At 46.3% G+C, this 26,841-nt stretch carries 23 protein-coding genes; 8 read left to right on the forward strand and 15 right to left on the reverse strand.

The genetic code is table 11. From position 1 onward, the window contains the following. Positions 1 to 98 precede the first annotated feature (98 nt). The 7 genes from QUB70_RS20705 to QUB70_RS20735 all read right to left on the reverse strand — a co-directional run bounded on the left by QUB70_RS20705 (position 99) and on the right by QUB70_RS20735 (position 9,591). Positions 99 to 1,019, reverse strand: a complete 921-nt coding sequence (locus QUB70_RS20705) for an NAD(+) kinase (protein WP_332983135.1) — start codon at positions 1,017 to 1,019, stop codon at positions 99 to 101. Positions 1,020 to 1,332: 313 nt separating this feature from the next. Then, positions 1,333 to 2,955 carry a hypothetical protein gene (locus QUB70_RS20710; protein WP_332983137.1) on the reverse strand — a complete coding sequence of 541 codons (1,623 nt, stop codon included), beginning with the start codon at positions 2,953 to 2,955 and terminating at the stop codon, positions 1,333 to 1,335. An 87-nt stretch (positions 2,956 to 3,042) separates the two neighbouring features. Then, positions 3,043 to 6,981, reverse strand: coding sequence for a cobaltochelatase subunit CobN (cobN, locus tag QUB70_RS20715; RefSeq protein WP_332983138.1), 3,939 nt, complete (start codon positions 6,979 to 6,981; stop codon positions 3,043 to 3,045). Between the two features lie 24 nt (positions 6,982 to 7,005). Then, positions 7,006 to 7,743: an ABC transporter ATP-binding protein gene (locus QUB70_RS20720; RefSeq protein WP_332983139.1), complete on the reverse strand. Its 738-nt coding sequence runs from the start codon at positions 7,741 to 7,743 to the stop codon at positions 7,006 to 7,008. A gap of 213 nt (positions 7,744 to 7,956) precedes the next feature. Then, positions 7,957 to 8,769: an ABC transporter ATP-binding protein gene (locus QUB70_RS20725; RefSeq protein WP_332983141.1), complete on the reverse strand. Its 813-nt coding sequence runs from the start codon at positions 8,767 to 8,769 to the stop codon at positions 7,957 to 7,959. 222 nt (positions 8,770 to 8,991) lie between these two features. Then, a complete protein-coding gene (locus tag QUB70_RS20730; RefSeq protein WP_332983142.1) occupies positions 8,992 to 9,240 on the reverse strand; it encodes a DUF4926 domain-containing protein in 249 nt (82 codons plus the stop codon). Between the two features lie 18 nt (positions 9,241 to 9,258). Continuing rightward, on the reverse strand, positions 9,259 to 9,591 hold the full coding sequence (locus tag QUB70_RS20735; RefSeq protein WP_332983143.1) for a DUF6883 domain-containing protein: 333 nt from the start codon (positions 9,589 to 9,591) through the stop codon (positions 9,259 to 9,261). Between QUB70_RS20735 and QUB70_RS20740 the strand changes: the two genes are divergently transcribed. The 4 genes from QUB70_RS20740 (at position 9,584) to QUB70_RS20755 (ending at position 16,877) form a co-directional block, all read left to right on the forward strand. Continuing rightward, positions 9,584 to 13,054, forward strand: a complete 3,471-nt coding sequence (locus QUB70_RS20740) for a HEAT repeat domain-containing protein (protein WP_332983144.1) — start codon at positions 9,584 to 9,586, stop codon at positions 13,052 to 13,054. The two genes, QUB70_RS20735 and QUB70_RS20740, sit on opposite strands and share 8 nt — an antisense overlap. 58 nt (positions 13,055 to 13,112) lie before the next feature. Beyond that, positions 13,113 to 13,916: a Uma2 family endonuclease gene (locus QUB70_RS20745; protein WP_442927802.1), complete on the forward strand. Its 804-nt coding sequence runs from the start codon at positions 13,113 to 13,115 to the stop codon at positions 13,914 to 13,916. Between the two features lie 21 nt (positions 13,917 to 13,937). Further along, entirely contained in the window at positions 13,938 to 14,936 is a 999-nt protein-coding gene (locus tag QUB70_RS20750) for a Uma2 family endonuclease (protein WP_332983146.1), read from the forward strand. Positions 14,937 to 15,008: 72 nt separating this feature from the next. Further along, positions 15,009 to 16,877: a tetratricopeptide repeat protein gene (locus tag QUB70_RS20755; protein ID WP_332983147.1), complete on the forward strand. Its 1,869-nt coding sequence runs from the start codon at positions 15,009 to 15,011 to the stop codon at positions 16,875 to 16,877. Positions 16,878 to 17,026: 149 nt separating this feature from the next. Here QUB70_RS20755 and QUB70_RS20760 read toward each other — a convergent pair whose 3' ends face one another. Beyond that, complete coding sequence (locus QUB70_RS20760; protein WP_332983148.1) at positions 17,027 to 17,662, reverse strand: L,D-transpeptidase; 636 nt, start codon at positions 17,660 to 17,662, stop codon at positions 17,027 to 17,029. Between the two features lie 672 nt (positions 17,663 to 18,334). Between QUB70_RS20760 and QUB70_RS20765 the strand changes: the two genes are divergently transcribed. Together QUB70_RS20765 and QUB70_RS20770 are read left to right on the forward strand one after the other, a co-directional pair. Beyond that, on the forward strand, positions 18,335 to 18,829 hold the full coding sequence (locus QUB70_RS20765) for an autotransporter (RefSeq protein WP_332983150.1): 495 nt from the start codon (positions 18,335 to 18,337) through the stop codon (positions 18,827 to 18,829). 329 nt (positions 18,830 to 19,158) lie between these two features. Then, complete coding sequence (locus QUB70_RS20770; RefSeq protein WP_332983151.1) at positions 19,159 to 20,508, forward strand: sorbosone dehydrogenase family protein; 1,350 nt, start codon at positions 19,159 to 19,161, stop codon at positions 20,506 to 20,508. Between the two features lie 65 nt (positions 20,509 to 20,573). On the opposite strand, the gene QUB70_RS20775 is transcribed toward QUB70_RS20770, so the two are convergent. The 6 genes from QUB70_RS20775 to QUB70_RS20800 form a co-directional block, all read right to left on the reverse strand. Continuing rightward, positions 20,574 to 21,029: a DUF6575 domain-containing protein gene (locus tag QUB70_RS20775; protein WP_332983153.1), complete on the reverse strand. Its 456-nt coding sequence runs from the start codon at positions 21,027 to 21,029 to the stop codon at positions 20,574 to 20,576. Between the two features lie 421 nt (positions 21,030 to 21,450). Continuing rightward, positions 21,451 to 22,017: a DUF924 family protein gene (locus QUB70_RS20780; RefSeq protein WP_332983154.1), complete on the reverse strand. Its 567-nt coding sequence runs from the start codon at positions 22,015 to 22,017 to the stop codon at positions 21,451 to 21,453. Between the two features lie 141 nt (positions 22,018 to 22,158). Continuing rightward, positions 22,159 to 22,515, reverse strand: a complete 357-nt coding sequence (locus QUB70_RS20785; protein WP_332983155.1) for a peptidoglycan-binding domain-containing protein — start codon at positions 22,513 to 22,515, stop codon at positions 22,159 to 22,161. A 395-nt stretch (positions 22,516 to 22,910) separates the two neighbouring features. Further along, entirely contained in the window at positions 22,911 to 23,372 is a 462-nt protein-coding gene (locus QUB70_RS20790) for a peptidoglycan-binding domain-containing protein (protein ID WP_332983156.1), read from the reverse strand. A gap of 128 nt (positions 23,373 to 23,500) precedes the next feature. Continuing rightward, complete coding sequence (locus tag QUB70_RS20795; RefSeq protein ID WP_332983157.1) at positions 23,501 to 24,139, reverse strand: ThiF family adenylyltransferase; 639 nt, start codon at positions 24,137 to 24,139, stop codon at positions 23,501 to 23,503. Between the two features lie 114 nt (positions 24,140 to 24,253). Next, the gene (locus QUB70_RS20800; RefSeq protein WP_332983158.1) at positions 24,254 to 25,081 is read right to left on the reverse strand and encodes a hypothetical protein; all 828 of its coding nucleotides are present in this window, start codon (positions 25,079 to 25,081) and stop codon (positions 24,254 to 24,256) included. A 152-nt stretch (positions 25,082 to 25,233) separates the two neighbouring features. Between QUB70_RS20800 and QUB70_RS20805 the strand changes: the two genes are divergently transcribed. Continuing rightward, complete coding sequence (locus tag QUB70_RS20805; RefSeq protein ID WP_332983159.1) at positions 25,234 to 25,626, forward strand: DUF4189 domain-containing protein; 393 nt, start codon at positions 25,234 to 25,236, stop codon at positions 25,624 to 25,626. A 135-nt stretch (positions 25,627 to 25,761) separates the two neighbouring features. Here QUB70_RS20805 and QUB70_RS20810 read toward each other — a convergent pair whose 3' ends face one another. Beyond that, entirely contained in the window at positions 25,762 to 26,109 is a 348-nt protein-coding gene (locus QUB70_RS20810; RefSeq protein ID WP_332983160.1) for a hypothetical protein, read from the reverse strand. 415 nt (positions 26,110 to 26,524) lie between these two features. On the opposite strand from QUB70_RS20810, the gene QUB70_RS20815 reads away from it, so the two are divergent. Then, entirely contained in the window at positions 26,525 to 26,836 is a 312-nt protein-coding gene (locus tag QUB70_RS20815) for a DUF433 domain-containing protein (protein ID WP_332983161.1), read from the forward strand. Positions 26,837 to 26,841: the final 5 nt, after the last annotated feature.

The following is a 26,841-nucleotide window of genomic DNA, read 5'->3' on the forward strand; positions in this document are numbered from 1 at the left end:
AAGCTTGCACACGCGGAGCGTTCAAACCAGTCAAAGTCTTTCTCTGTCCAGGTTTTAGGCTTTTTCGGCAAGCCCTAATTAATGGTGGATGATTCGCATTAATTGCGGTGATTGTTGCTGTACCGAATTCTGGCTCCGGCCCATTGAAGTTTTTCCCTCAAAGTGCCGTAATAAGAATAGTTTTCCCGCAAAATTATAAACTTGGCTTCGCAGTCTGCCATCCGCACGTCTACGCGCTGTCCGGGCCAAATTGCAGTACCCAAAATGCCGTCTGTCCAGAGTTTTGTACTTAGTTCGTAATCAGCTAAAGGCCAAATGCTGACGACTGAACCGGGCGGCAGTACGATCGCCCGACTGGATAAACTCAAAGGGCAAATTGGAGTAACTGCGATCGCATCCATGCCGGGGTGAATAATCGGCCCGTTGGCAGATGCAGTGTAGCAAGTCGAACCGGTGGGAGTTGCCACAATTAAACCGTCGCCTTGATATTGATCGACTACTTCGCCGTCAACTTCCATTTCTAGAATACAGCTCGGCATTCGATCGGCTGAAGCAGGTTTGACACACATTTCATTTAGTGCCAAAAATCGATCGCTTTGGGGTTCGAGATTGGTTCTGTTTCCCTCAAAAATCGCCGCCTGCAACATCATCCGCTTCTGCACGGCATACCTGTCTTCCGAAAGTCTGTCCCAAATCTCCTCAGTATTTTGGAAATCCTCAAAAGACTCGGTTAAAAAACCCAGATGTCCCCCCACATTCACTGCCAAAATCGGGATGCCGTCAGCAGCCAAATTCCGCGCCGCGGCCAGGGCCGTACCGTCGCCGCCAAGCACTACCGCTAAATCAATTGGGCTGTTACTAGAAGCTAAAAACACCGGATACGGGTTATCTTTCGGGCCGCTGGGGCCCATTAAAACGTGACAACCGCGACTTTCTAACTGGCGGGCACACTGTTCTGCCCACCGCTGGCTGAGGGTATCTCTGGCTTTGTGGGCGATAATTACTTGTTTTAGTTGCACAACCTATCGATTTTAGATTTTAGATTTTGGATTTTGGATTGTTAGATTTTAGACTAGACCAGATTGCAAAACTCGCAAAGTATCTTGAAATTATCTGCGTTTATCTGCGTTTATCTGCGGTTTCCCTATCCATCAAAGATTTATGCAATAAGTCTAATTGATATCTTGCAGCATTTTTCACAATTTCGAGGCAGAGCCTCCGGATCTGCGTTACCAGGCTGTGCCTGGTAACGAGAAAATGAGAAATGGGAAAAAGAATTCTCCCACTCTCCCCCTCTGCCCCTCCCCCACTTCCTCTCTCCCACTCCCTCCATTACCCCTCGCTGCGTCTGGATTTGGGGCGTGGCCAGATCAGGCTGGAATCGGCCGCGAGTAGGCTAGAAACTGCGCTCGCCCCAAAGCGGTTGAGGTGGCTGGGGTCAACAAAATAGTCATTGCGGCCCGGCCACCGCTGCGAAAAGTCGCGAAAAGCGAAGCCTTTTTGCCGCGAGAGTTGCTGCATTCGCTGCCGAAACTGCTGTTCTGCCCGCAGGCGAGTTCCGTCTAAGTAGTCGTCGGTGAGGGGCAAATTGACGAAAATCAGGGGAATTTTGCGAGCTTTGGTAAATGCTACAACTGAATTAAAGGCTGTTGCTTGTTTGCCTCCGAGGTTGAAGTTTTCGTAGTCGCGATCGTACTGGCCTGAAACGTAAGCGCGTTCTCGATAATAAGTGTTGGGATTGTAAGTGCCCGACATCGGCATGAATCCGTTGGAGTCGATCGAATCTGCTAATTCCCTGACTTGCCTCATTGCTACCGTTGTGCGTCGCGCTGCATTCTCGGCAACGGGCAAGATGCCCGTTCCACTAGATAGGAATTTGATTGTGGGGAGTAGGGGTTGGGCATCTTGCCCGCCTGCTGCATTCTCGGCAACGGGCAAGATGCCCGTTCCACTAGATAGGAATTTGATTGTGGGGAGTAGGGGTTGGCCATCTTGCCCGCCCCTGAAAGGTCGATTTACAGAGGTAAATGCTTTGCGGAAAGTGTTGTTAGCGCAGGGCTGCGGGAATCTGTAACACATCGGAATCTCGTTGGGTTCATCCAACTCCAGTTGGGGGCGAATGCCTGCTGCTAAAAGTTGGCTGCCTTCAGAATCGACGATCGAATTAAAAGTGCGATCGTCCCGGCCGCTGTTAAATCCCCGCACACCGTCCGCCCAGACAATCATTTGAGGCAAATGACCGGGCTTCAAAAGCCGCCGCAGTTGAAAGTCAACTACTTGTGCAGTTGCGCCGTTGACTGAAAAGTTAAATACTTTTAAGCCCGGACGGCCACTTTGGGCCAAAGATTGTTTTAGCTGTTTGGGATCGACGCCCTGCAATGCGCGGGAACTCCCGACAATCAAAACATCTGGCGGCCCGACAGTCGCAACGTAGGATAGGTAAAGTTGTAGTTGTTCGTTTAGCAAATCGCTGCTGAAGCTGACTGTACTGGCTTGCGATCTGGTTGCGCCCGCTTGCTGTTGGGAATAAACCAGGTTTCTCATGTACTCGATTACTTTTTTCTCAGCAAACGCCCGTCTGGGACTGCCGGGGGGAACCGCTTGCATCCAGGCGACGGCCTGCACCCACAAAGCGGCTACTTCGTCCCAGTCTTGTTTTGAATTAGCTGATTGAGCCAAATTAGAAGCTTGGGTGGCAAAGTTAACTGACTCCGTGAAGCCATCGTTTTGGGGGCATGAGGAAACGCCGAGGGATTTTTTGGTTTTGTTGGGGTTTTGAGCTAACAGAGACGTTGTTGGCTGCGCTAGGACTGGGGATTCGATCGAACCCGATGGCGCTGCGGTGTTGGGCGGCTTCGTTGACGAACATCCGAGTGTTAGCGCGAGCACGGTGGCTGCGGCGCAGGTACGTTTTAAGATGCTGGTACTGAGGCTAGCAATGTAGCGGCGAATCATACAGCTTTCAGCGTTCGCGAAACATTACTAGATAGTACCGCAAACTGCCATTCGTCTCCAGCCCCGATCGTGACGTTAATTGAGTATTTATGTATGGGATTCGATGACTGCTTCGGCTTGCAGGGCGATCGACCTCAATTTATCCAATGTATCCTGGTTAGCACTCTGCCACAACCCCCGCTGACGGGCTTCTAGCAATCTTTCCGCCATATCTCGCAGCGCCCAAGGATTGTTTTCTTGAATAAATGCCTGCACTTTCTCATCAAAAATGTAAGCCTCTGCGATTCCTTCATACATAAAATCCTCTACACAATTTGCCGTAGCATCGTAAGCAAACAAAAAATCTACAGTTGCTGCAATTTCAAAAGCACCTTTATAACCGTGCCGCATCGCACCTTCTATCCATTTCGGATTTACCGCCCTGCTGCGATAAACCCGCGCAATTTCTTCTTTGAGTTGTCGCACTTTCGGATTCTCTGGAATCGAGTTGTCGCCGAAATAAGTTTCAGGATTTTTGCCTTGCAAATTGCGAATTGCGGCAGTCATTCCGCCTTGGAATTGATAATAATCATCCGAGTCGAGGATGTCGTGTTCGCGGTTGTCTTGGTTTTGCAGAACTATTTGCATTTGGCCGAGGCGTTTTTCAAATGCTTCGGGTGCACAACATCCCCATTCACCCCCCCTAGCCCCCCCTTGGTAAGGGGGGGGACAAGAATTGGAATTAGCCCCCCCTTGGTAAGGGGGGGTTGGGGGGGTATTCGTATAGGCGTAGCTGCTCCAATTAATGTAAGCTTTTGCTAAATCGCTGTCGTCTGTCCAGTTTTGAGCTTCAATTATGCCTTGAAGTCCTGCGCCGTAAGCACCCGGTTTTGAGCCAAAGACTCGAAATTGCGATCGCCCTTGCGCCTCTTCCCGACTCAAACCTGTAGATTCCCAATACAAAATCTCTGCTTGAACTTGTGCGGCTAAAGGATTGTTTTCTGCCGATTCGTCTAAATCTGCCACAGCTTTTACCGCACTGTCAAACAAATCAATTAAATTAAAAAAAGCATCGCGGAAAAATCCAGAAATTCGCAAAGTAACATCAACGCGCGGCCGTCCCAAAACTGAAATCGGCAATATTTCAAAATCTACAACCCGGCGCGAAGGCCCATCCCAAATTGGTTGAACTCCTATCAGCGCCAAGGCTTCGGCGATGTCGTCTCCCCCCGTCCGCATGGTGGATGTTCCCCACACTGACAAACCCAAAGTTTTCGGATATTCGCCGTTTTCTTGGGTGTATCTTTCGATTAAAGTTTCAGCCGCAACTCTGCCAACTCTCCAAGCAGTTTCTGTGGGAATGGCGCGGATATCTACTGAGTAAAAATTGCGACCGGTGGGCAATACATCTGGTCTGCCGCGAGTGGGCGCGCCGGATGCGCCGCTGGGTATGTGCCGGCCATCTAGTCCGCGTAAAAGGTTGGTAATTTCTTGGTTTGTTTGGAGAAGTGAAGGTAAAAGATAGTTATTTATCCAGTCTAATTCTTGTTGGGTTGCGTTTCCAATTGGGATATTTTTAACCGCAGATGAACGCGGATTAACGCGGATGTTTTCGATTAAGTTATCTACTAATTCAGCGGCTTTTTCTTCTAGTTCTGCTGTTAAATCGCCCGCTGTGCGGTGTTGAATAATCGATGTTGGATCGCAGGTTAAGGGGTCAAAATCGTACCCTGAGTCTTCTGCTAGGGCGCGGGTTAATCCCGATCGCCCGTTGGTGGGATGGCGGGCGATCGCAATTATCAAATCTCTCAACTGTCTACCTTCAGGACACTGCCCGAAAATGTGCAATCCGTCGCGGATTTGGGATTCTTTGAGTTCGCAAAGATAGCCATCTGTGCGGGTAATAAATTCGGTAAATTCCGATTTATTTAGTTGGATTCCTAAGTCTTTATCTAAGTTTTCTTTGTTGGTGAGGGCGAGAATGCGATCGCGAATCATGGGCAATCTGGACGGATCTAAACTTTGGGCTTCGCAATACTCGTCGATTAAGGTTTCCAACTGCTGCAAAGGCCCGTAGAGTTCGGCGCGAGTCATCGGCGGTGTCAGGTGGTCGATAATCACGGCTTGCGATCGTCTTTTTGCTTGGGAACCTTCCCCCGGATCGTTGACAATGAAGGGATAAAAATTCGGCATCGCGCCTAATGCTACTTCTGGATAACATTTGTTAGACAATGCTATACTTTTACCGGGAAGCCATTCTAAATTGCCGTGTTTTCCAGCATGAATTATAGCGTCAATTCCAAATTTTTCTCGCAGCCAATAATAGTAAGCTAGATAATTGTGAGTTGGTTCTAAGTCTGGGGCGTGATAATTTAACGCGGGGTCAATTTCGTATCCCCGCGATGGTTGAATTCCTACAAATACATTACCGAATTGAATTCCCGGAATCGGAAAAGACGTATTGTTACTTATTAAATCTTCTGCATAGGTTCCCGTAAGCCCCCATCTTTTACAAATCCCATCTTGCACTTCCTGCGGCAAACTAGCAAAATAATCTTCATATTCTGCCAAATCCAAAGATTGATGAACAGGCCGCAATTCGCGTCCTTCCGGGTCATTTGTCACGCCCGAAGTTAACAGTTCAATTAACTCCTTGCCGCTAGCGGGGATGTTGTCAACTTGATAGCCTGCTTGCTGCATAGCTTTGAGGATTTCCACACAGCTAGCGGGCGTATCTAAGCCGACACCGTTGGCTAAGCGGGCGTTGCGAGTGGGATAATTGGCGAGAATTATGGCGATGCGTCTGTTGGCGGCTGGGGTTTGTTTCATTTTCACCCAATTCGCGGTTAAATCTGCTACAAATTGAATGCGATCGCCCGCTGCTACATAGCCTACTACATCTGTTTCTAATTCGTTATTCCAGGTCTGTACCGCTTTAAAAGAAACAGCCCTAGTAATGATTTTTCCGTCTACTTCTGGCAATGCTACATTCATCGCCACATCGCGGGGCGAAAGTCCCTGTAATTCAGTTTCCCACTGTTCCAAACCGCCGCCGCTGAAAATTGCTTGCAATACGGGAATATCTAAAGATTTTAAACTGTTTTGTTCCGGTTCTTGGCTGCTGAAACCGGAGACTGCAAAACTTGTTGTATTGAGCAATAATTGGATTGGTTCTGATTCTTTAGGTTGAAAATATTCCAGCAATTCTATTTGCAAATCTGGTTCCCGCAGCGAAGATATAAAAACGGGAACTGGTACTAAGTTTCGATCTGCTAGAGCTTGACAAAGTGCATCGATCGGTGCTAAGTTTCCGGATAAGTAATGAGCTCGATAAAATAAAATTCCCACTTTAGCTATAGTTGGTAAACCCGGAGATCCCCCCCTGACCCCCTTAATAAGGGGGGAGCAAGAAGTTGTCAAAGTCCCCCTTCTTAAGGGGGATTTAGGGGGATCTGAATCTGGTTGTAAAGTTGCAAAACACGCCCCCGCTTCTCCGCCCCAATCATAAATTCCGACGCGGGAAACTGTTTGAGGTAGTGGCGGGTTGTAAGCAGTTTTTAGGCAAGTATCGGCTGCAAATTTGAGTGCGCTAACAAAGTTTTGGACTCCGCCTTCTGTGAAATAGCGCCACAGTTGATTGACTGCTGATAGCGATACATTGGAATGACTGATTAAATCGGGATCTGGACTGTCTTCTCCCGGCATTACAATCAGTGATGCGTTAGTTTTCTGCACCGTATCGCGCAGAATTTCTAACCCGTAAGACCAATAAGAACGCCCTCCTAACAGCCTGATAATTATTACTTCTGCGCGTTCTAAAATTTCCTCGGCATAGGTATCAATCGTTAATTGTTGCTGCAATTGCAGCAGATTTACCGCGCGGATTTTGGGGAATTCTGCTGGCAGTTTTGATGAGGCGGCTGCGAGTGTTTGAATGTCGGTGTCAGCAGCACTAATAAATACTATTGGTGCTGGGGTTTGCTGAATAAAAATTACTCCTTCTGCTTGAGGGTTCCAACCTCCGGGTGTGGCGGCTATTTTGTGCATTAATTTCTCCCTATATTAACTAAATTAACCTAAATATGCTTTCTTTACTTGTTCGTTGTTAAGTAAATCTGATGCTATACCTGTGAGGGTAATGTTACCAGCTTCTAGCACGTAACCCCGATCGGCAATTTGGAGTGCTAAATTAGCATTTTGTTCGACTAAGAGGATTGTAACGCCCGTGGAGCGCAGGTTTTGAACGATTGCAAAAATTTCTTTGACGATCGCGGGTGCTAAGCCTAAACTAGGCTCGTCTAATAATAGCAGTTTCGGGCGGCTCATCAACGCGCGGGCGATCGCCAGCATCTGCTGTTCGCCACCGCTGAGGGTTCCTGCTAGTTGGCGGCGCCTTTCTGCTAAGCGCGGAAATATCTCGAATTGGCGCTCTAAATCGGCTTTTACGGCCACAGAGTCCGATCGAATATAAGCACCCAATTCCAAGTTAGCTAACACCGTTTGCTGCGCTAAAACCCGCCGCCCTTCTGGACTGTGGGCGATTCCCAATTTAACAACTTCGTGAGCTTGGCGGCGGGTAATATCGCGCCCGCTATAAATAATTTGTCCTTGCTGCAAATTAACTATTTTAGAAATAGCTCTCAAGGTGGTACTTTTTCCCGCACCGTTAGCGCCGATGAGACTGACAACTTCCCCTAGATTTATGATTAAATTGATATTTTGTAAAGCTTGAATGCCGCCGTAATTTACAGAAAGGTTTTTGAGTTCTAAGAGGATGTTTTCTTTAGGTTGGATTGGGCTATGTTGCATTTCTTGTAACTTTTAACTTGAGGTATATTCTGATTTGCGGTTGGGCGGGGGCGGGTTTATGATATCATGGATTTTAGGCAATTATTATCGGTGAACCAGCCCCTACAAAATGTGTAATAAGGGTGCAATATGTGATATTTTAATATTACTCTTCGTCCGCGTAGGCGGACATTGTTTGTGTAGACGCGATTTCCAATCGCCGGGTTTCCTTAGTTATTTTTCATCTCCCAAATAAGCTTCAATTACAGCAGGATCGTTCCTCACAAGAGCAGGTTTTCCCAAGGCAATTAGCTGACCGAAATGCAACACGGCAATTCGATCGCACAATCCCATAACTAGCGGTACATGATGCTCGATCAATATTACAGTTAAATTGAATTGTTGGCGCACTTCGCGGATAAATTCGCTTAACTTGTGCTTTTCATTGGGATTCATCCCCGCTGCCGGTTCATCTAACAAGAGTATTTGCGGTTCTAGGGCTAAGGCGCGGGCGATTTCTAAGCGCCTCTGGTCGCCGTAGGGCAAGTTTTTGGCTTGTTCGCCCGCGCGATCGCCCAAACCGACCAAATCCAACAATTCCAGGGCTTTTCGCTGGGTTTTGCGTTCCATTGCGTTAGATTCTGGTAAGCCGAAAATCCCCGACAGTAGCGATAATACCGGATTTTGCGATCGGCTGTGGATGTGTCGGGCGATCGCCACATTCTCCAAAACAGAAAGTTCGCCAAACAACCGAATATTTTGAAATGTTCTGGCAATACCTTTATTCGCAATTTGATAAGGCCGCAATTTAGAAATATTTTCGTTTTGATAAATCAGATTGCCACTAGATGCAGGTATCAGTCCAGTCATTACATTAAACAGAGTAGTCTTGCCAGCACCGTTAGGGCCAATCAATCCAAAAATCTCATGTTTTTGAACTGTAAAAGATACATCGTTTACAGCGACTAAACCGCCAAAACGGCGAGTTAATCCTTGGGCTTCTAAGATGGAAGTGTTTTTTGAAAGAGTAAGTGGTTCGGAAATCATCAAATATGATATAATAGTGATTATCTAATTATGCCTTAGACTTCGGCAAACAAAAATAAATGCCATCATGTCATTGCGAGGAAAGAAGCAATCCCAAAGCGCAAGCGAATTGCTTTCCTACCCTACCCTTCACCGAACCCCTACGGGGAACGGGAACGCATAAAAGCGAACGGATCGCTTCGAAGAGCGTTCCTTCCGCTGCAAAACGGTTGTTATGCCGCATTATACTGTCACCATTTCATGCTGGATATCGGGGGATGCTGGCTCAAAATGTAGTACCATGACTTGCTCTGGACGTAACCCGACAGACTCGTAAGTTCGTCCATTGCGATCGCTAAATTCAACTTCAAATGCAGCACCATCTGCTAGCATCTCAACTATCGTCCCAACCTGCCCGCGCCACAAATTGTACTGGGGAAGGTCAACAGTCAGGGCTACAACATCTAGCAACTTGCTTGTACTATTTATCATGTTTATCACCTTCACTAATTACAAAGGATAACAGGTCGTTAATTTGGGAATTTCCGACCCGCGCTCAACGATCCAGCCACTCCGAAGAGTTCCATTTCTATTTTGCCATTCAATTCTAAAGTCGAGAGTGTAGCGTTGCCCAAATTCATCTTGCCTCCCTAACTGAGCTTCGTGAGTTTTAACGACTTCAAGCAAGATTTGGCGCAATTCCTCAGCATCGTCAGCCGTCATCCCAAGAATTGACGAAAAAAGCCTCGCTTTGTGCTTGCCATCGTCGTGTTCTAGATTAAGGCAGTAACCACGAAGTTTGCGAATATCAACAACTGCATTCTCTGCATTTGGAATGAGCATAGGAAAGCTGATACAGATAAGTAGCCCTCAGTTTATCTCGAAATCTGCTTCGCGGCTGACAACCACAAACTTAGATCGCTCGGATTCAGAAAACCAGTGTGATGAGAATGTAGATACAATTATTGAAATGGCTGAGACGGCTCATCAAATACAAGGATTCTGGCCCATGACGACGCACTACCGAAAAAAATTAGTTGCCGTAATTGCCCTCTCGTTTTTATCTTTCACATCGCCTTTGCTGTTGACTCGCAATGCTGGGGCTGAAAGTGTCAGCGCACAAAAAGCTAGTTCCAAAGAGATTTCCTCCCTCATCGAGAAGTTCAAGAGCAACGATGAAAGGGAAATTGATGCAGCTATTGAGAAGTTAGAAAAAATAGGTAAGCCCGCCATCCCCGCTTTGATTGAGGCTTTGCGGGATAAGAATTTAGTAGTCCGTCAGAGTGCTGCCCAGGTTTTGCAACGATTCGGTACCTTTGCTATTCCTGCTCTTGTCAAAGCCTTGAAAGATTCAGATGTGCGGGTACGTCGTAGCGCTGCTGCTTTGCTAAGGGACGAGATTAACTCGAGATCTTCAGTATCATCAGAAGCTAAAGCAGTTATCCCGCAGCTAATTTCCCTGCTTAAAGACTCCGATGCAGGTGTGCGTGAAAGTGCCGTCGATGTCTTGGGGAGAATCAGTCTAGAAATTAAAACAGTTATCCCGCAGCTAATTCCTTTACTTAAAGACTCAGATGCAGGTGTGCGTAGCAGTGCCACCCGTGCCTTGGGGAGAATCGGTGCAGAAGCTAAAGCAGTTATCCCACAGCTAGTTCCCCTGCTTAAAGACTCCGATGCAATTGTGCGTAGCAGTGCCGCCGATGTCTTGGGGAATATAGGTGCAGAAGCTAAAGCAGTTATCCCACAGCTAGTTCCCCTGCTTAAAGACTCCGATGCAGATGTGCGTAGCAGTGCCACCCGTGCCTTGGGGAGTATCGGTGCAGAAGCTAAAACTGCTGTGCCGCAGCTAATTCCCCTGCTGAAAGACTCCGATGCAGGTGTGCGTGGCAGTGCCGCCTATGCTTTGGGGAGTATCGGTGCAGAAGCTAAAACTGCTGTGCCGCAGCTAGTTCCCCTGCTTAAAGACTCCGATTCAGTTGTGCGTATGAGTGCAGCCTCTGCTTTGGGGAGTATCGCAGAAGCTGCTCAAACTGCTGTACCGCAGCTAATTCCTTTGCTTAAAGACTCCGATTCAGTTGTGCGTATGAGTGCAGCCTCTGCCTTGGGGAGAATCGGTGCAGAAGCTAAAACTGTTGTGCCACAGCTAATTCTCTTGCTGAAAGACTCCGATTCAGTTGTGCGTAGCAGTGCCGCCGATGCCTTGGGGATGATCGGTGAAAAAGCTAAAACGGCTGTGCCACAGCTAATTCTCTTGCTGAAAGACTCCAATGCAGAGGTGCGTAGCAGTGCCACCATTGCCTTGGGGAGTATCGCAGAAGCTAAAACTGCTGTGCCGCAGCTAATTCTCTTGCTGAAAGACTCCAATGCAGAGGTGCGTAGCAGTGCCATCAGTGCCTTGGGGAGTATCGGTGCAGAAGCTAAAACTGCTGTGCCGCAGCTAATTCTCTCGCTTAAAGACTCCAATGCAGACGTGCGTAGCAGTGCCGCCTTTGCCTTGGATAACATTGCTCTTAGGCTTCAAGAAAAGGCAAAGACGCTAACCCCATCGGAGTTAAATCAGGCTGTATCAAACCTAGAATCAGCCTTGAAAATTTTGGAACAGTCTCAGTCTAAGCCTGAACGTGATGATAATGGTTATTCTTATCTAAGAGATAAAGATATAGCAAATTTCCGTGCATACATAAATGTTCTCAAAGCCGAACAAAACGCCAACTTATTCAATTTAATTAGCCAAAATCAATGGGTAGCAGCAGCAATAATTTACCTAATATTCTTTCCCTCCCTGTGGTTTGCAATCCTCCGGCTGCGTCCCCTATGGCTGCTGCGAATCAACGATGCACTCAAACCCTACGAATTTAAACTACCTGAAACATGGGGCGGTGCTCCGGTGCGAATTCGCGACCTTACTTTTATCAGTATTTTTATTTACCGTCCCAGAGTCCTAGATTCCTGGGTTTTGGCCCACATCGAAACAGTTCGCGAACAATTTGCTCAACGAAATACAGTCAAAAGCCGCGCTACTTACATCCCAGTTTCTTTTGAATTAGACGAGAAAAAACTACCTCAACTTAGAGGCCAAGATTTGCCAGCAATTTTCACCAAAAAGCGAATTTGTCTGCTCATCTGGGGTGAAGGCGGTATCGGCAAAACTAGCATCGCTTGTCAAATTGCAGATTGGGCAATGGAACCCGATAAAACCCAACGCCTCTGCAAACACCTGATGATTCCAATCTTGATCGAAGAAGAACTGGACAGTAAAGTCGCCGCAGGCAAAAATCCCTTTTTTGAAGCCATACGCGGTCAACTAAAATCTATCACCAACCATCCCACGCCCATTGCTGAAGAACTGCTGCAAAAATTGCTACAGCAGCGCCGCATCCTGGTAATTGTTGACCACTTTTCAGAAATGGCAGAAACAACTCAAAAGGAAATTGACCCTAATGCTGCCGATTTTCCCATCAATGCTTTGGTTGTGACTTCGCGACTTGATTCCACAATGGGTAAAGCCAACAAAAACACGCTTCACCCGCTGCGAATTGAGGGATCGGAACTATCAGCTTTCATGGAAAAATACTTAGACAAGCTAGGGAAATTGAATCTTTTTAACGGTTCGCAATTTCATTATGCTTGCGGCGATTTGGCTAAACTTTTAGAGGAAATCAGAATTCAAGGCAGAAGTACAACTGTATTATTTGCCAAACTGTACGCCGATGTGTTAGTCGCGAAAATGGAAGGCAACAAAACGGGTAACTTGCCTGAAAATATACCAGATTTAATGCTGTCATACCTGAACGAACTGAACCGGGACATGGTAGAAAATAAATTGACAGATATCACGGTTCACGAAGATGCTAAATTGCTCGCTTGGGAATGCCTGAAACTCACTTATCGACCCACTAGCACTAAGATTCAAGATGCCATCAATGCGCTATCTGCATTCCATTCACAAGATGTGGAAAGACGCTTCAACTATCTGCAAGAAAAACTCCACCTCATGCAAACGAATGTTCCTAGCAAAGAGAATGTCCGGTTTGTACTTGACCCTGTAGCCGAGTATTTAGCAGGATTGCATTTAGTCGATATTTATGGTGAAGATGAAAGCAAGTGGCGCGATTTTCTAATAGATGCAGACTTTCAAAATTCGCCAGAGGCAATTAAAGGTTTTATGTTAGCAGTTCGTGATTGTTATTTAGCCAAGATTCCCGGTGCAAGAGATACTAACTTTTTGCCCAAAGAAATCGCAGCGCGCTATAATGTCTCTATTACCGTACCGCCTCAACCTCTTCAAGCCGTCTCGCCAGGGTAATCTTATGACGATGTACGAACCGGATTCGCAGCCTTCGCAAACAAAAGTCCTCCCTACGATGTATGATTTACCCAGTGAAGACCCGGAGGAACCCGGTTTGCCTGACGAATATCATCGGTGGCAAGCACAAGTTTTGTGCGATAGCTGCATTCCCCCTAATTATCCAGCCGATCGCGTATTCTCTGCCAGCGATCTGAATCTATACTACGACTCCAACCACCTCAATTGGTACAAAAGACCCGATTGGTATTTAGTTGTCGGCGTTTCAAGATTTTACCAAGACAGAGATTTGCGCCAAAGTTACGTGATTTGGGATGAGGTGGTAAGTCCTTTAATTGCGATGGAATTTTTATCACCAAGTACGGAAGATGAAGATTTGGGGCTGACAGAATCGGAACCCAACAAACCGCCGACTAAATGGCAGGTTTACGAGAGAATTTTGAAAATTCCTTATTACTTTGTTTTTAGCAAATACAACAATCAACTGAGAGTATTTCGCTTAATTGGCAACCGTTACCGCGAACAATTGTTAACAGGTTCTCGATTCTGGATACCGGAAATCCAGTTAAGTTTGGGTTTGTGGGAAGGTGTTTTCCTCCAAAATGAAAGGTTGTGGCTGCGCTGGTATGATCTTAATGGCAATTTGGTTCTGACTCCTGAAGAATTTGAAAGACAGCGAGCTCAATTGGAAAGTCAACGAGCTGAATTGGAACGCCAACGAGCCGAATTTGAAAGGCAGCAAGCTGAAATTGAAAGACAGCAAGCTGAATCGGAAAGGCAACGTGCTGAATTTGAAAAACAACGGGCAAATCAATTGGCCGATCGCCTGCGAGACATGGGCATTAATCCAGATGAACTGTAGTTTTATGCTAATCATATAACCATGTACATACCAGATTCGCAATCTTCCCAAGCAAAAGTGCTACCGACGATGTACGATCTACCTAGCGAAGACCCGGAGGAGCCTGGTTTGCCTGACGAATACCACCGCTTGCAAGCACAAGTTTTGTGCGATAGCTGCATTCCCCCTAATTATCCAGCCGATCGCGTATTCTCTGCCAGCGATCTGAATCTATACTACGACTCCAACCACCTCAATTGGTACAAAAGACCCGATTGGTATTTAGTTGTCGGCGTTTCAAGATTTTACCAAGACAGAGATTTGCGCCAAAGTTACGTGATTTGGGATGAGGTGGTAAGTCCTTTAATTGCGATGGAATTTTTATCACCAAGTACGGAAGATGAAGATTTGGGGCTGACAGAATCGGAACCCAACAAACCGCCGACTAAATGGCAGGTTTACGAGAGAATTTTGAAAATTCCTTATTACTTTGTGTTTAGCAAATACAACAATCAATTGAGAGTATTTCGCTTAATTGGCAACCGTTACCGGGAACAAGTGTTAACAGGTTCTCGATTCTGGATACCGGAAATCCAGTTAAGTTTGGGTTTGTGGCAAGGTGCTTTCCTACAAAATGAAAGGTTGTGGCTGCGCTGGTATGATATTAATGGGAATTTGATTCCGACTCCTGAAGAATTTGAAAGACAGCGATCTCAATTGGAAAGTCAACGAGCCGAATTTGAAAGCCAACGAGCCGAATTAGAAAGGCAGCAAGCTGAATTTGAAAAACAGCAAGCTGAATCAGAAAGACAACGAGCTGATTCAGAAAAACGGCGAGCTGAATCAGAAAAGCAACGAGCTGAATTTGAGAAACAGCAAGCTGAATTAGAAAGGCAACGAGCTGAATTTGAAAAACAGCAAGCTGAATCAGAAAGACAACGGGCTGAATCGGAAAGACAGCAAGCTGAATTAGAAAGACAGCGAGCAAATCGATTGGCCGATCGCCTCAAAGCAATGGGCATTAATCCAGATGAGTTGTAAAATTAAATAGCAGCATGAAATGGTGCAAGCTGCAAGCGCTGTCCATAAAAATTTATTAACCAAAAATTACTTATGCCAGACTCTACCTCATTGCGCGATCGCTACCTAACACTGATCGATAAAATTGTCGAAATCACCCTCAAAGGTCAAATTCGCTCTAAAGAACAAGTCTATCAAATGCTCGTGCAAGACATTAGCACGGGCACAGGCGAAATCTTTGAACGCTGTTTCGGCGAACGCCTTGATGCCACCGAAAATCAGCTCAGAAATGAAAAAGACGAAATCAAACAAGCAAAGGCAAATCGCACCCTCCGAGCTCTCAAAACCATCCAAGGAGAATGGGAACGCTGGCAGAAAGATAACCGCATCGATCGCGAAATCGCATCTTCAATACAACAAATCCTTACCGCCGAATCTAACGGTCGCCTCCTGGCATTATTGCAAGTAATCGATCCGAATAAAGAACATCCGCTGACTCTCGATCAATTGCAGCAATTGGCAAAATCCCTGCACCAACAAATGCTGCAAACTGCCAATCCCGAAACCGAGCGAGATTTGCAGCAAATAACTGCCGGGATTGCCAAAGGTTTAGAATCTTGGCAGCGGTTGGAACCGGAACTCGTGGGCTGGATTTATCAGCCGCAGCAGCTAGGATTTGCCGGTACTCCCGAACAAAATGGGCCTTGGGCTTTTTGGGCAAAAAAAGTTAACAGTCCCTTTCCCCAGGCTCTTTTAAATACTATTGCACTCGGGGAATCGGTAGTTCAATTCGCCGCCCAGCAATCGAATTTAGATTTAGGCGTATTGGTAGAATTAGCGATTATATTGCAGTGCTTGCAGCGGGCGTTGGCGACATGGTTTGACAAGCAAGTTTACGATTCCAAAGTGTCAACAAAAGCTTCAATTTCTACTTACATTACTTTTGCTGTAATTTGGAGCCAGCTAGCTAGTGGGTTTAATAATTCTACCAAGAGCGGCGAGCAGTTGGCAAATGCTTGTTTTCAAGTAACGCTGCAAATTTTGCGCGCTTTTTCTCAGCGGGAATACTTTCCGCTTTACGGCGGAATTTTTGCTTCGTTTGATGGTAAAGCTCTGCGGCATACTTTGGATTATTTAGACGAACCGCTGCGGCGAGTTGAAGGCACTCAAGCGAAAGCTCGGATTCTGACGCTTTTGGGTTATTCGATGCAGGCGGCTGGGGCTTACGAGCGATCGATCTTGCTGCACAAGCAAGCCCTGGAAATTGCCCGTACCGAAGGAGACAAAGCTTGCGAAGTTGCCAATCTCAATCACATCAGCCGCAACTATGTTGCTCAAAAAAATTATCAAGAAGCGATTAATTACAGCCAGCGGGCTTTAATTATGGCACGACAAGCGGGAGAGCGACAAGGCGAAGCAAATGCCCTGGCTAATTTGGGTTACAGCGAAGTGTTTCAAGCGCGGCAGTTGGAGGAGGTGGAACCGGAGGTTTATGAAAGTGCGATCGGTTATTTGGAACAAGGTTTGTTGCTATCGGAAAAATTGGGCGATCGCCAAAGTCAAGCTTTTTGTTCCAGCAGTCTCGGTATTGCTAAAATCGCCCTGGAAAATGCTGAAGCTGCGATCGAATATTTGCTCAAAGGTTGGCAAGCGGCTCAATTCTCAGGGGATTTATATTTGCAAGGCCTGAATTTGGCTTACTTGGCTCAAGCTTATTACAGAATCAACTCACTAGAAAAAGCGATATTTGCGGGCAGTTTGGGGATGTATACTTTGGAGCAAATTGGTGCGATGGAGTGGCGTCAATCGGCTGGTTTGCTGACAATTTTGCGGGGACAAATGGGGGCTGAAGCTTTTAAACAATCTTTGGTGAAAAGTCGATCGAACATCATTCCGGCGATCGGTGTTGACGGCTACGATTACATTCCGGAATTGTTGGAAAAATACCAGCAATCTATTTAATATCAAAATCGCTCGGCGGTTGAAACCGCTACTACACAAACGAAGTCTGCCTTCGCAGACTAAGAGATTCTTGAGTCCGCGGAGGCGGACTTTGTTTTTGTAGCCGCGATTTCAATCGCCGGGAATTGATATTTTCTACTCGATCGCAACTAATGCTCAACTATCACCGGCGTTCCAACTGCGACTTTCTCAAATAAAGCCTGGGCATCTTTGTCAAACATTCTCACGCAGCCGTGAGAAGCCGCCCCCCCGATCGACTCTGGATTCGGAGTACCGTGAAAACCAATCACATTCTTGCCATCCGTCCAAAACCCCATCCACCTACTCCCTAATGGATTGTCCGGCCCAGCAGGAATAAGTTCTCCCGTCCAAGGATTTTGCCAAACTGGATCTTTGATCATTTGCATAACTTTAAAATTGCCTGTAGGAGTTTCCCAGCCGCCTTTTCCCACAGCAACCGGGAAACTGGTTTGCACCTTATTTTGTCGGTACACATAGACGCGGCGTTCTCTTAATCTCAGGACTAAACGCACTTCCTGAATTGGATTTTCTGGAGGCTTTGGTTCCTGCGGAATATGCCGAAACGGTTCACCCAACGGAGGCAATTGTGGTGCTGGGAGATTCGGCAGTTTTGGCTCGGATTTAACCGACTGCGCTGCGATCGCACTATTACTTGAACTAGCCACCAGTTCGGCAGTCGCCTGCTGCTGTATGCCGATCGACAGCGCGGCTGCACTCAAGCTCAGTACAATTAACTTGTTAAACAAAAATTTGCTCTTGACCATTGTTTTGTTCGCTAAACTCCTCACCAGCAGTTCCTACAAAGTTCCTATCTAATTATCCGCCAACCGCACCCTATCAGAAAAATTTCGATATGGCTTTTTGACGGCAACTGCACTGCACAGTTTTTAGTTTAAATTCCACCACTGATAACTTGTAACTCAACACAAAGCTTAGCCAATAATACTAAAACCACAAGGTTTTTATAAGAGGCTCAGTGGAATTACGCAATAGAATGTCGTGAGAAAACCAGGTTTATGCGTAAATATTGCAAGAACATGATTCAATTTCACCTCCGACTAATTTGATTTTTTAGCGATGACCGACTGGCGATCGAGAATTGAAACTATGGGGCTGCTGCATCCGGCAAGCACAATCTGTCTTTTGGCAGAGTTTCCCGCCCAGCAACACTTAGGTTGGCTTAAAAAAACTGCAACGGTCGATCGAACAAACTCAATATATCACGCCAACACTCGATAGATGCAAACCGCTGAACTTGTGGTAAATCGGGAACTTATGATGTAAAATTAAGTCTTTCAATACTTGTTCGATAATCTTTTTTTGAGATTGTCATAAATTTCCTACTTTGGGGATTAAACTGGATTAGGTATAGAGGTTGGGACTTTCGTGCAGCGGAAGCAAACCCGACCCTGAATAGCAGTTAATGTGAGGTTTCAATGCGTCTTCAGAACATCAAATTATTGACAGGTGCAACCCTGTCCGTGCTTATATCGGCGGTCTCAGTGCATCCTGCGATGGCTAACCCTGCAACTCAAATAGCCCAAACGCAGACCACCACAACAGCAAACACTCGAACAATTACCGGTTTTGTCAAAAGTATTGTCGGCGACGTAGTAACAATTCGCGAAGAAAGCGCGCCGTACAGGACTCTCAGGATTCAAAGATGCGTCCTGAGAATTATTGGCCTCGTACCGGGAATGAAAGTCAGAGCCACCGTCGCCGGATCTCAGATAGAAAATATCGCGGTGATCCCCGATTATAAGGTGGTAGCCACAACGGTTGTTCGTCCCGCAATCCCAGCACCGGCGCCCCGTCCGGCCCCGGAGCCACCACCCCGTCCGGCTCCCCGTCCGGCTCCCCGTCCGATGCCTGCTCCGGCTCCGATGCCTGTTCCGGCTCCCCGTCCGGCTCCTGTGAGAGGGCTTTGGTAGAGCTAGGTTATAGGATTTTAGATTTTAGATTGAAGATTGAAGATTGAAGATTGAAGATTGAAGATTGAAGATTGAAGATTGGCAATCAAGCAATTTGGCCCCTGGTTCCCGGATTCATTCCTGGGGTCGCTTTCTTCAATTCTTTAATCTAAAATCTAAAATCGATTGATTGATGAAGCTCAAGGTTTGGAACAGGAGCCTACAGTTGCATTCTTTTTGTGCAACTAATATGAGTAAACGGAATTAAGCCACCGCGCCGGCGGTGGCTTAGCTATTAAATAGCAGTTAGAATAATAGAATTGTCCAGCAATTGTGGAGAAATCGCTGCTATGTATTACCTGCGTTTCTTGCTGCTAATTCTGCTGTTGCCGGCGATCGCCGGGTGCGATCGAGCTACAGATGCGATCGCCCCTGCTGTTGGCGACAACGGCCCCCTGTCGCAAATTCCCTCCCCTGTACCCCTGGCAAATGTTGGGACAAGTCAAATTGTACCGACCAAACCGCTTTCGCCGCAGCCCATCCGCATTGTTGCAACTTCCTTGCCGCAGCCAGGAGCCAGCGATAGCGCCTCAAAACCTCCTCAAGTAGTACCAATTCCCGCATCGCCAGTCCTGCGAGTGCCTCCTGGCTTCGTCGTCAACGTTTTTGCTGACAATTTAGACGCTCCCCGATGGCTGGCTTTGACTCCGACAGGGGATGTTTTGGTAACAGAAACCCGGCAGAATCGGATTACGCTGTTGCGGGATGCCAACCGCGACGGCGTTGCTGAGGTTCGCAAGACTTTTGCCAGCGCCCAAAACGGGTTAAATATTCCCTTTGGCATGGCTTTTGCCGATCGCTATTTTTTCCTCGGAAATACCGATGAAGTCCGCCGATTTCCCTACACACAAGGACAGGAACAATTGACCGGTACCGGTCAAAAAATTGCCGATTTACCGGGCGGCGGCTACAACCAACACTGGACGCGAAATGTTGTCGCTTCCCCCGACAAGAGCAAGCTTTTCGTATCAGTTGGATCGCAGTCTAATGCCGATGTCGAGCCGCTGCCGAGGGCGTCTGTTCAAGTGATGAATTTGGACGGCAAGAACCCGCAAATTTTTGCTTCCGGTTTGCGAAATCCGGTGGGATTGGATTTTCACCCGAAAACAAATCAACTCTACACGACAGTCAACGAACGCGACGGTTTGGGAGATGATTTGGTGCCGGATTACTTGACAAGAATTCGTCAAGGCGAGTTTTACGGCTGGCCTTACGCTTATTTTAAGCCGAATTTGCTCGACCCGCGCCACGCCAGAAACGGTACGAGCGATCGACCTGATTTAGCGGCTAAAACATTAATGCCGGACGTGCTGTTTCAGGCGCATTCAGCGGCTTTGGGGCTTCAGTTTTACGACGGCAAAACGTTTCCCAAAAGATTCCTGAACGGGGCGTTTGTGGCGTTTCGCGGCAGTTGGAATCGGAACTCGGGAACTGGTTATAAAATCGTGTTTGTACCTTTTAATGCGGCGAACCGACGCCCTCAAGGTTATTATGAGGATTTTCTGACCGGTTTTCTGACAGATCCCTCTGGCCCGAAAACTTGGGGGCGACCTGTTGGTTTGCTGGTTTTACCTGACGGGAGTTTGCTGTTTACTGAGGAAGCGAACAACCGGATATATCGGGTGCAGTATCGCGGCTGACGATGGGGCGATCGATTAGATACCGACTTTTTCAAGAAGTCGGGTATCTGGTTTTTTAGTCAGCTTCAAACCTTGCTAAGTTGAGATTCACCGGAAAGTTTATGAAAAATTAATAACCTATCTTCTTCCGCAGTTTCGCGATTTAAATCAGACAATTCGTAATAGGAATCTGTTTCGGGCAAGTAGATTGCCGGTAAATTTTCAGGCAGGATTAAATAAGTGTTTTTTACTTGTAAATCATTGTCTATATCTAATGAATATAGAAATCCGTCAACAGGATTTACAATTAACTCGTGCAATGAAACTTGTCCCTCTATGTAAAGCTTGAGAGTTAGTTGTGCAACTCTGAAAACCAACCAGCGATTGTACAAATTATCTACATCGCACCAAGAATAAAGATAGCTATCGCCGTATTCATTCTCAAAAAGCGATAGCAGGGGGCCATCGAAATACTCTAAATTGACTATGCTTCTGAGAGTTAGAGGAAATTTACTTAGTTTAAATCCTATTAATGGTTCCATATATTCCAATACGGTTTAGTTAAGCCCGATCCCCCCTAGCCCCCCTTAAGAAGCAGGGTGGTTTTATTGTGGGGAGAAGAAATCTGAAACGACAGAAAGCACCACTCAAAGCTCGCGTCTGGGACGCAACTGTTATATTAATAAAGGTACGTAGTTGGGCTTTAGCCCTCTTTCTATATACGTCTCAAGAGGGCTAAAGCCCAACTACGTACCTATTTCTAGGATGACAATTAATCCACCCTGCCGGCGCCCCCCTTAAGAAGGGGGGGACAAGAACTTACTCAAAGTCCCCCTTCTTAAGGGGGATTTAGGGGGATCTCCGAGGAATAAACAGTTTTAACTGAACCGTATTGCCATATATTCTTGGTGTTTGAAGCACATATTGATAATTTAAGTAGCCTAAAAATTTGGCGATCGCGCTTTAAAATCCCGAACCGGGTTGTTTGAGAAATTCCGCTTCTTCCGGGGTTGTTTCGCGGCCGAGAATTTGATTGCGGTGGGGAAACCTCCCAAAACGCTCGATTATTTCCAAATGCTGCTGTGCGTATTCAATGAGTGAATCGCTGTCTGTATCGCCGCTGAGTTGGCGAAATAGTTCGACAGATTTTTGCTGGTGTTCTAAGTTTTCGCTGTGTTCAAAAGGCAGATAAATAAACCATTTTTGTACAGTCAGCAATTCGCGATCGAAGTTATGATTAACAGCGTATTCGGCGGTGGCTAAGGCTTTGCTGTCTGTAGCGAAGGCTTGAGGTGTGGCGCGAAACATATTGCGCGGAAATTGATCGAGCAGTAGAATTAATGCTAGGCAGTTTCCGGGGGAATCTTGCCATGAGTCGAGTTTACCGGAGGCGGCTAGTTCGTATTGGTGCAGAAAGCCCGATCGCACTTCTGCATCAAAATCTGCATCTTTTTCAAACCATTTCTTTTGGATTTTGCCAAACTCAGGAGAATGCGATCGACCAAACCAAAAATCTAAAACTTCATTCATTAGCAATCTAGTATGCGATTGAGTTGATTAAAGCTTCTGTGTCTGTAGTTGCACAAAATGCGCTATCTGCACAACTACAAACCGCAGCGATTAATGATTAGCAATAATGACTTAGGAACCTTTGTTGTGCAGTGCTTAAAGTTAGGAACTAGCAAACAGTCTGTCCCAAGTTTTGCCTCCCACAACTCCGTCTACATGAAGGTTAGCTTGTCGCTGAAATCTTTTCACTGCATCTTCGGTTGTCGGGCCGAAAACGCCATCAATTACGATCGGGTGTGGGGACAAGCCCTGCGCGTTCAACAACTTTTGCAGTTTCTTCACATCGTGCCCTTTCGATCCGCATTTTAAAATCCTTTTATGGTGTCTCACTGCTGGTTGATGGCAATCATCAGTGTAGCAAGCTGCGGAACCCGCTGCATAGTTTGCTCTACTTGTGCCCGTCAAAACTAATAGGGCGAGAACTGCTAGTAAATAATAAAAAGTCTGTGCTCCGGCCATACTTTCCCTGTTAAATTTTCAAGCGTTTTTTGCAAGTTTGACCTGTGAAAAACGGGTATCATCTTCCCGACTCAAGTCGTGGATTATCCAAAAATTTTAGATTTAAAGTTCAAACTCCCCGATTCATCTGTGGAGTCAATCTAAAATCTAAAATCTAAAATCGACTGACGATGGTTCTTAACTCCCAGCTTACAAGAGATAGGACTGTAGGTGTAGAACGTGTTTAAGTTATTAAATTTTCGATCCTTAGTAAGTTACATCGTGCGGACTTCAGTCCTCCGAATTTTGGCGAGCGAATAAAGAAGGACTAAAGTCCAGATATTGCAAGCGAGGATTTCCCTGTTTGCAGTTGCACAAAGAGCGAGTCACAGCACAACTGCAAGCAGTATTTAAAGCTAAGAAGAAGCAAAGATTCTGTCCCAAGTTTCCCGTCCCACAACTCCATCCGCACGCAGGTTAGCTTGTCGCTGAAATCGCTTCACAGCTTTTTGAGTTGTCGCTCCGAATACGCCGTCAGGCACACAAATTTTCTGACAGAAACCGCGAGCAATCAGCACTTTTTGCAGTCTCTTGACATCTTCGCCTCTCGAACCATGTTTTAAAATCCTTCTATGCGGTCGGTGGGGTCTCCTTTCTGGTTCGTTGCAATCATCGTGCGGCGCGCAAATTTCGTCATTTGATGAAGAAGTATATGCTCCGCCACCGATGCCAGTCAAAATCAATAGAAGTAGAACTGCTATTAAAATCAAAAAAGGCGACTGCGGAGGCTTAGGCTTAGGCGGAGGCGGAGGCGGGGGAGGGGGGGGTTTTGGCTTGCATTCTAGTGAAATAGTACCAGTACAAACTTGTTCGGACATAGTTTCCCTGTTAATTTTCTCAAACGTATGTTGTAGGTTTGACGATCTCTTTAGAGAGTGAGAAACCGAGTTTCTGGGATGGACGTATCCAATCTCGACCGGGTTTCTGGCAACAGTCAACCGACATTCTACAATATAAGTGGCTTTACTGCAAAATCTCCGATCGTACAAGTTAAATTTTGTTGCTCTTTGTTAGCAGCAAAGGTAACAATTACTTCGCAAGCAACTGCAACCGTCAGCATTACCAAGTTTCGCGCCAGCGGGTAATCGCAAACGTCATCATTCGCGGCTGAAGGAACCCGATAGTGTTGGTTCCAAATTATTTCGGAGTAATCTGCCGCCAATCCGACGTGCACGCAGGGAAGGGAGGCACTCGCACAGTAATCCTTGACTGCTTGTCGCCCGACACTGTTATCAAAAGTATCGATCGCAACGGCGCTGTTGGCTAGCAGTCGATCGACATTTGCGGGTGTCAATTCTTTTGAGTGCGCGTCAATGCTGACTCCCAAAGAGCGGTAGAGGTTGTTGGCGAGAATTTTGGCTTTGAATGCGCCGATATCCGATCGATAATAGGGTTGAGTGGAAAGGTTGCGTTCCTCGATGCGATCGCGATCGATTACTTTTAAATGACAAAAGCCCGATCGCGCCAGACTTTCTGTAATATTCGCACCCAAAGCGCCCGCGCCGCACACCGTTACCGGGAAATTTTTGATCTGCGACATCACTGCGGCACTTCTGTAAAGTTGTTCGTGAAAAAATATACTCATCGTAAGTCCTGAATTAAGTTGTTGCGGATTTAATTTGTACACTTATTTTTATTTAAACTCTTGTGGGGTGGGCTTCTAGCCTGCCCCAAAGGTACAGATTAAATGCTGTAAAACTTATCGATTTTCGACTACTCCAACCAATGAATGCAAGTCGAAATCTTTGTCCAATCCGCTGAGACAAATGCCAGCACTCATAACTGTCAAGTCATTTTTGGCGATCGCAGAAGTGTGGTGTTCTCCCGTTCCGCTAGTCCATTCAACCAGCCAATAATTTTCGCGATCGCAAAAATCCCGCAATTCACCGCCACCCATTTTCAACGCCCGCTGCAAGCGCTGTTCTTCCAGCAGTTTCGGATCGAAATCTTTAATATTTCGCGACACCAACTCATAAACAGTTCGCATTTCCGGTGTCATCCCTTTAAAGCGAACTTCTTGAGGCAAAATCAACTTTTTAAAAGCTGCTTTTAACTTCTCAGACGGCAGCGGATCGGCGCGCCTGTCAATCTCTTCAAACCACAAACAATGACCGTCCCACCGCGCAACAATCGCCTCGAACTGCGAACCTTCAGTTACTAAATGCACTGGTACGGGTTTGGCAACACCAGTGCGCTGTTTAGCGTCAGATTCGTTCACAGGATAAGCCAGCCAAGTTTGCCCTTGCAGCACGCAAGCCAACTGCAAGCGAATGGGTACGAGCAGTTGCAAATACTCTGCCATTTGCGGCAAACTCGGCTCCTCAATTACAGCAGCAATTTTCTCATTTACTGGCCCAAAAATAGCCCATCCTTCAAAGTTTTCCGGTTGCGGTTGAAACAGATAAGTCATGCCACCTATCCTTGTCCGCACCCTTCCCCCCCGCACGCAAGGTGCCAGGAATTGGGTATCGAGCAGTTGCTCTTCTTGGGCCGCGAGTTGGCTGAGGATTTTGCGGATATCTGCCACTGAATTGACCTCCGTAATCTTACTATTTTTTACCGAACGCACTTTTAATTTAAGCTTTGATAAAGTTTTGTAAACTTATTGACACGAATAAATATCCTAATATAATATTGAGCGGTCATCCTATTTTAATCTTGTAGATATCTCCAGTAAATATGCTGCAAAAGCTCTTTTATAAGTTGGTTGTAGTGACAGTTCTGACACTTCCTATTTTTGGCTCAACCGAGGTAGCTAAAGTTCAGAACACCTATGGAGCTACTGCTTATTCTCCGACTTCTGACGCCACTGGTATTAGTTGGGATTATGCTACAGAGAAAGAAGCATTAAACGCAGCAGTAACAGTCTGCAATGGAAAAAGCGAAGGTGCTAACGACTGCGAACCGCTGACATCTAATAGCAATAATTGTGGAGCGATCGCAGTAGGCAAAGGAGGAGCAGGTGCGGGCTGGGGCGACGATAAAGCAGCAGCAGAAGCTCAAGCTCTCGCCGGTTGCAGCGAACTAGATGGCGGCAACTGTAAAGTCCAGCTTTCAGCTTGCAACAACTAATTAAAGTGATAAAATTTGAGCCAAGCGGTGGATATTTTCGTTCGTAAAACAGCTTAGAAAATAGGAAATGTAGGGTGCGCATGGCGCACCTTACCAAATACAACTCCGCTAAAAGTTGGGTGCGCATTGCGCACCTTACAGTGAATCTCCTACTTCGGAAGTAACTGCATCCGGTGGCAGCAAACTTTCTAATCTATCTTTAGACCAGTATTCAGTTGGATAAGCGAGTGCAATAATATCAGAGAGTCTAATCAGCCACGTAACTTGTCCGTAAGCATCGATATGTTCCGCCTGTTCGTTAGGGGGAACTATCACCAAAAGTTCCGCAAACTCCCCGAACAAATTAATCGGGATGCCGCCGAAACTGCTATTATTTGTTTTAATCCAAACTTTACTGCCTCGATCGAGAGCTTCTTGCAGTCGCTGGCAGAGCAAACTGGATTTTTTGACCTGGGATTTTTTGGCTTTCGACTTTTTTCCCATAGTTTTAAGATGTTAAAGTGTTTGGACAGTGGATTGCACAGTGGGTTGAGATTTAGTGCGATCCTCTTCGTTGGCTTCGCTAACGCGGTTTGGTATTGAAACGGACAAAATGAAAAAAGGCGATCGCCCCGTCGCTACCCCATCACTCTAGTCTATAAGAAAATGCTGTACTGCGATCGTAATAACAATTTAATCGCAAAATCGGGAAATGACACCAGCTCAAAAAAAATGGGACTCTAGCCAAACTCCAAACCCTTAAGTCATCAGTGATTCCCAATCTAAAATCTAAAATCTGAAATCTAAAATGGCATGACCTGCGGTATCGTGTTACAACGTCAGTCAACGAGATCCGTGTTTGTACTGTGCCCAAATACAGTATAATCGGCGGAATCTTCCCAATCGTTTAAGTAAAACAATGGACTGGCGAAAGCTCATTCATCCAAACCCGAAAGCTTCCACAAATCAACCAGCAGCGCCAGAAACTCGATTGTCTGTAGAATTTTTGCTGGGGCTCTTTGCTGCGGGATGGACACAACAGCAGGTGTTAGAGAAATATCCCGCACTCACTTCGGAAAAGTTGCGCGCGGCTTTGGCTGCGGCGGATTCAAAATTAGTGTCATCCATCGCTAATCCAGAATTACTAGAAATTATCCAGCAAACTAGAGAAGAATTGAAAATAGGGAGAAAGTTGTCGCTTGAGGATATTGAGGGAGATGTTTGGGAGTAAAGTGC

It is taken from the genome of Microcoleus sp. A003_D6 (genome assembly GCF_036702825.1).
Lineage (GTDB): Bacteria > Cyanobacteriota > Cyanobacteriia > Cyanobacteriales > Microcoleaceae > Microcoleus.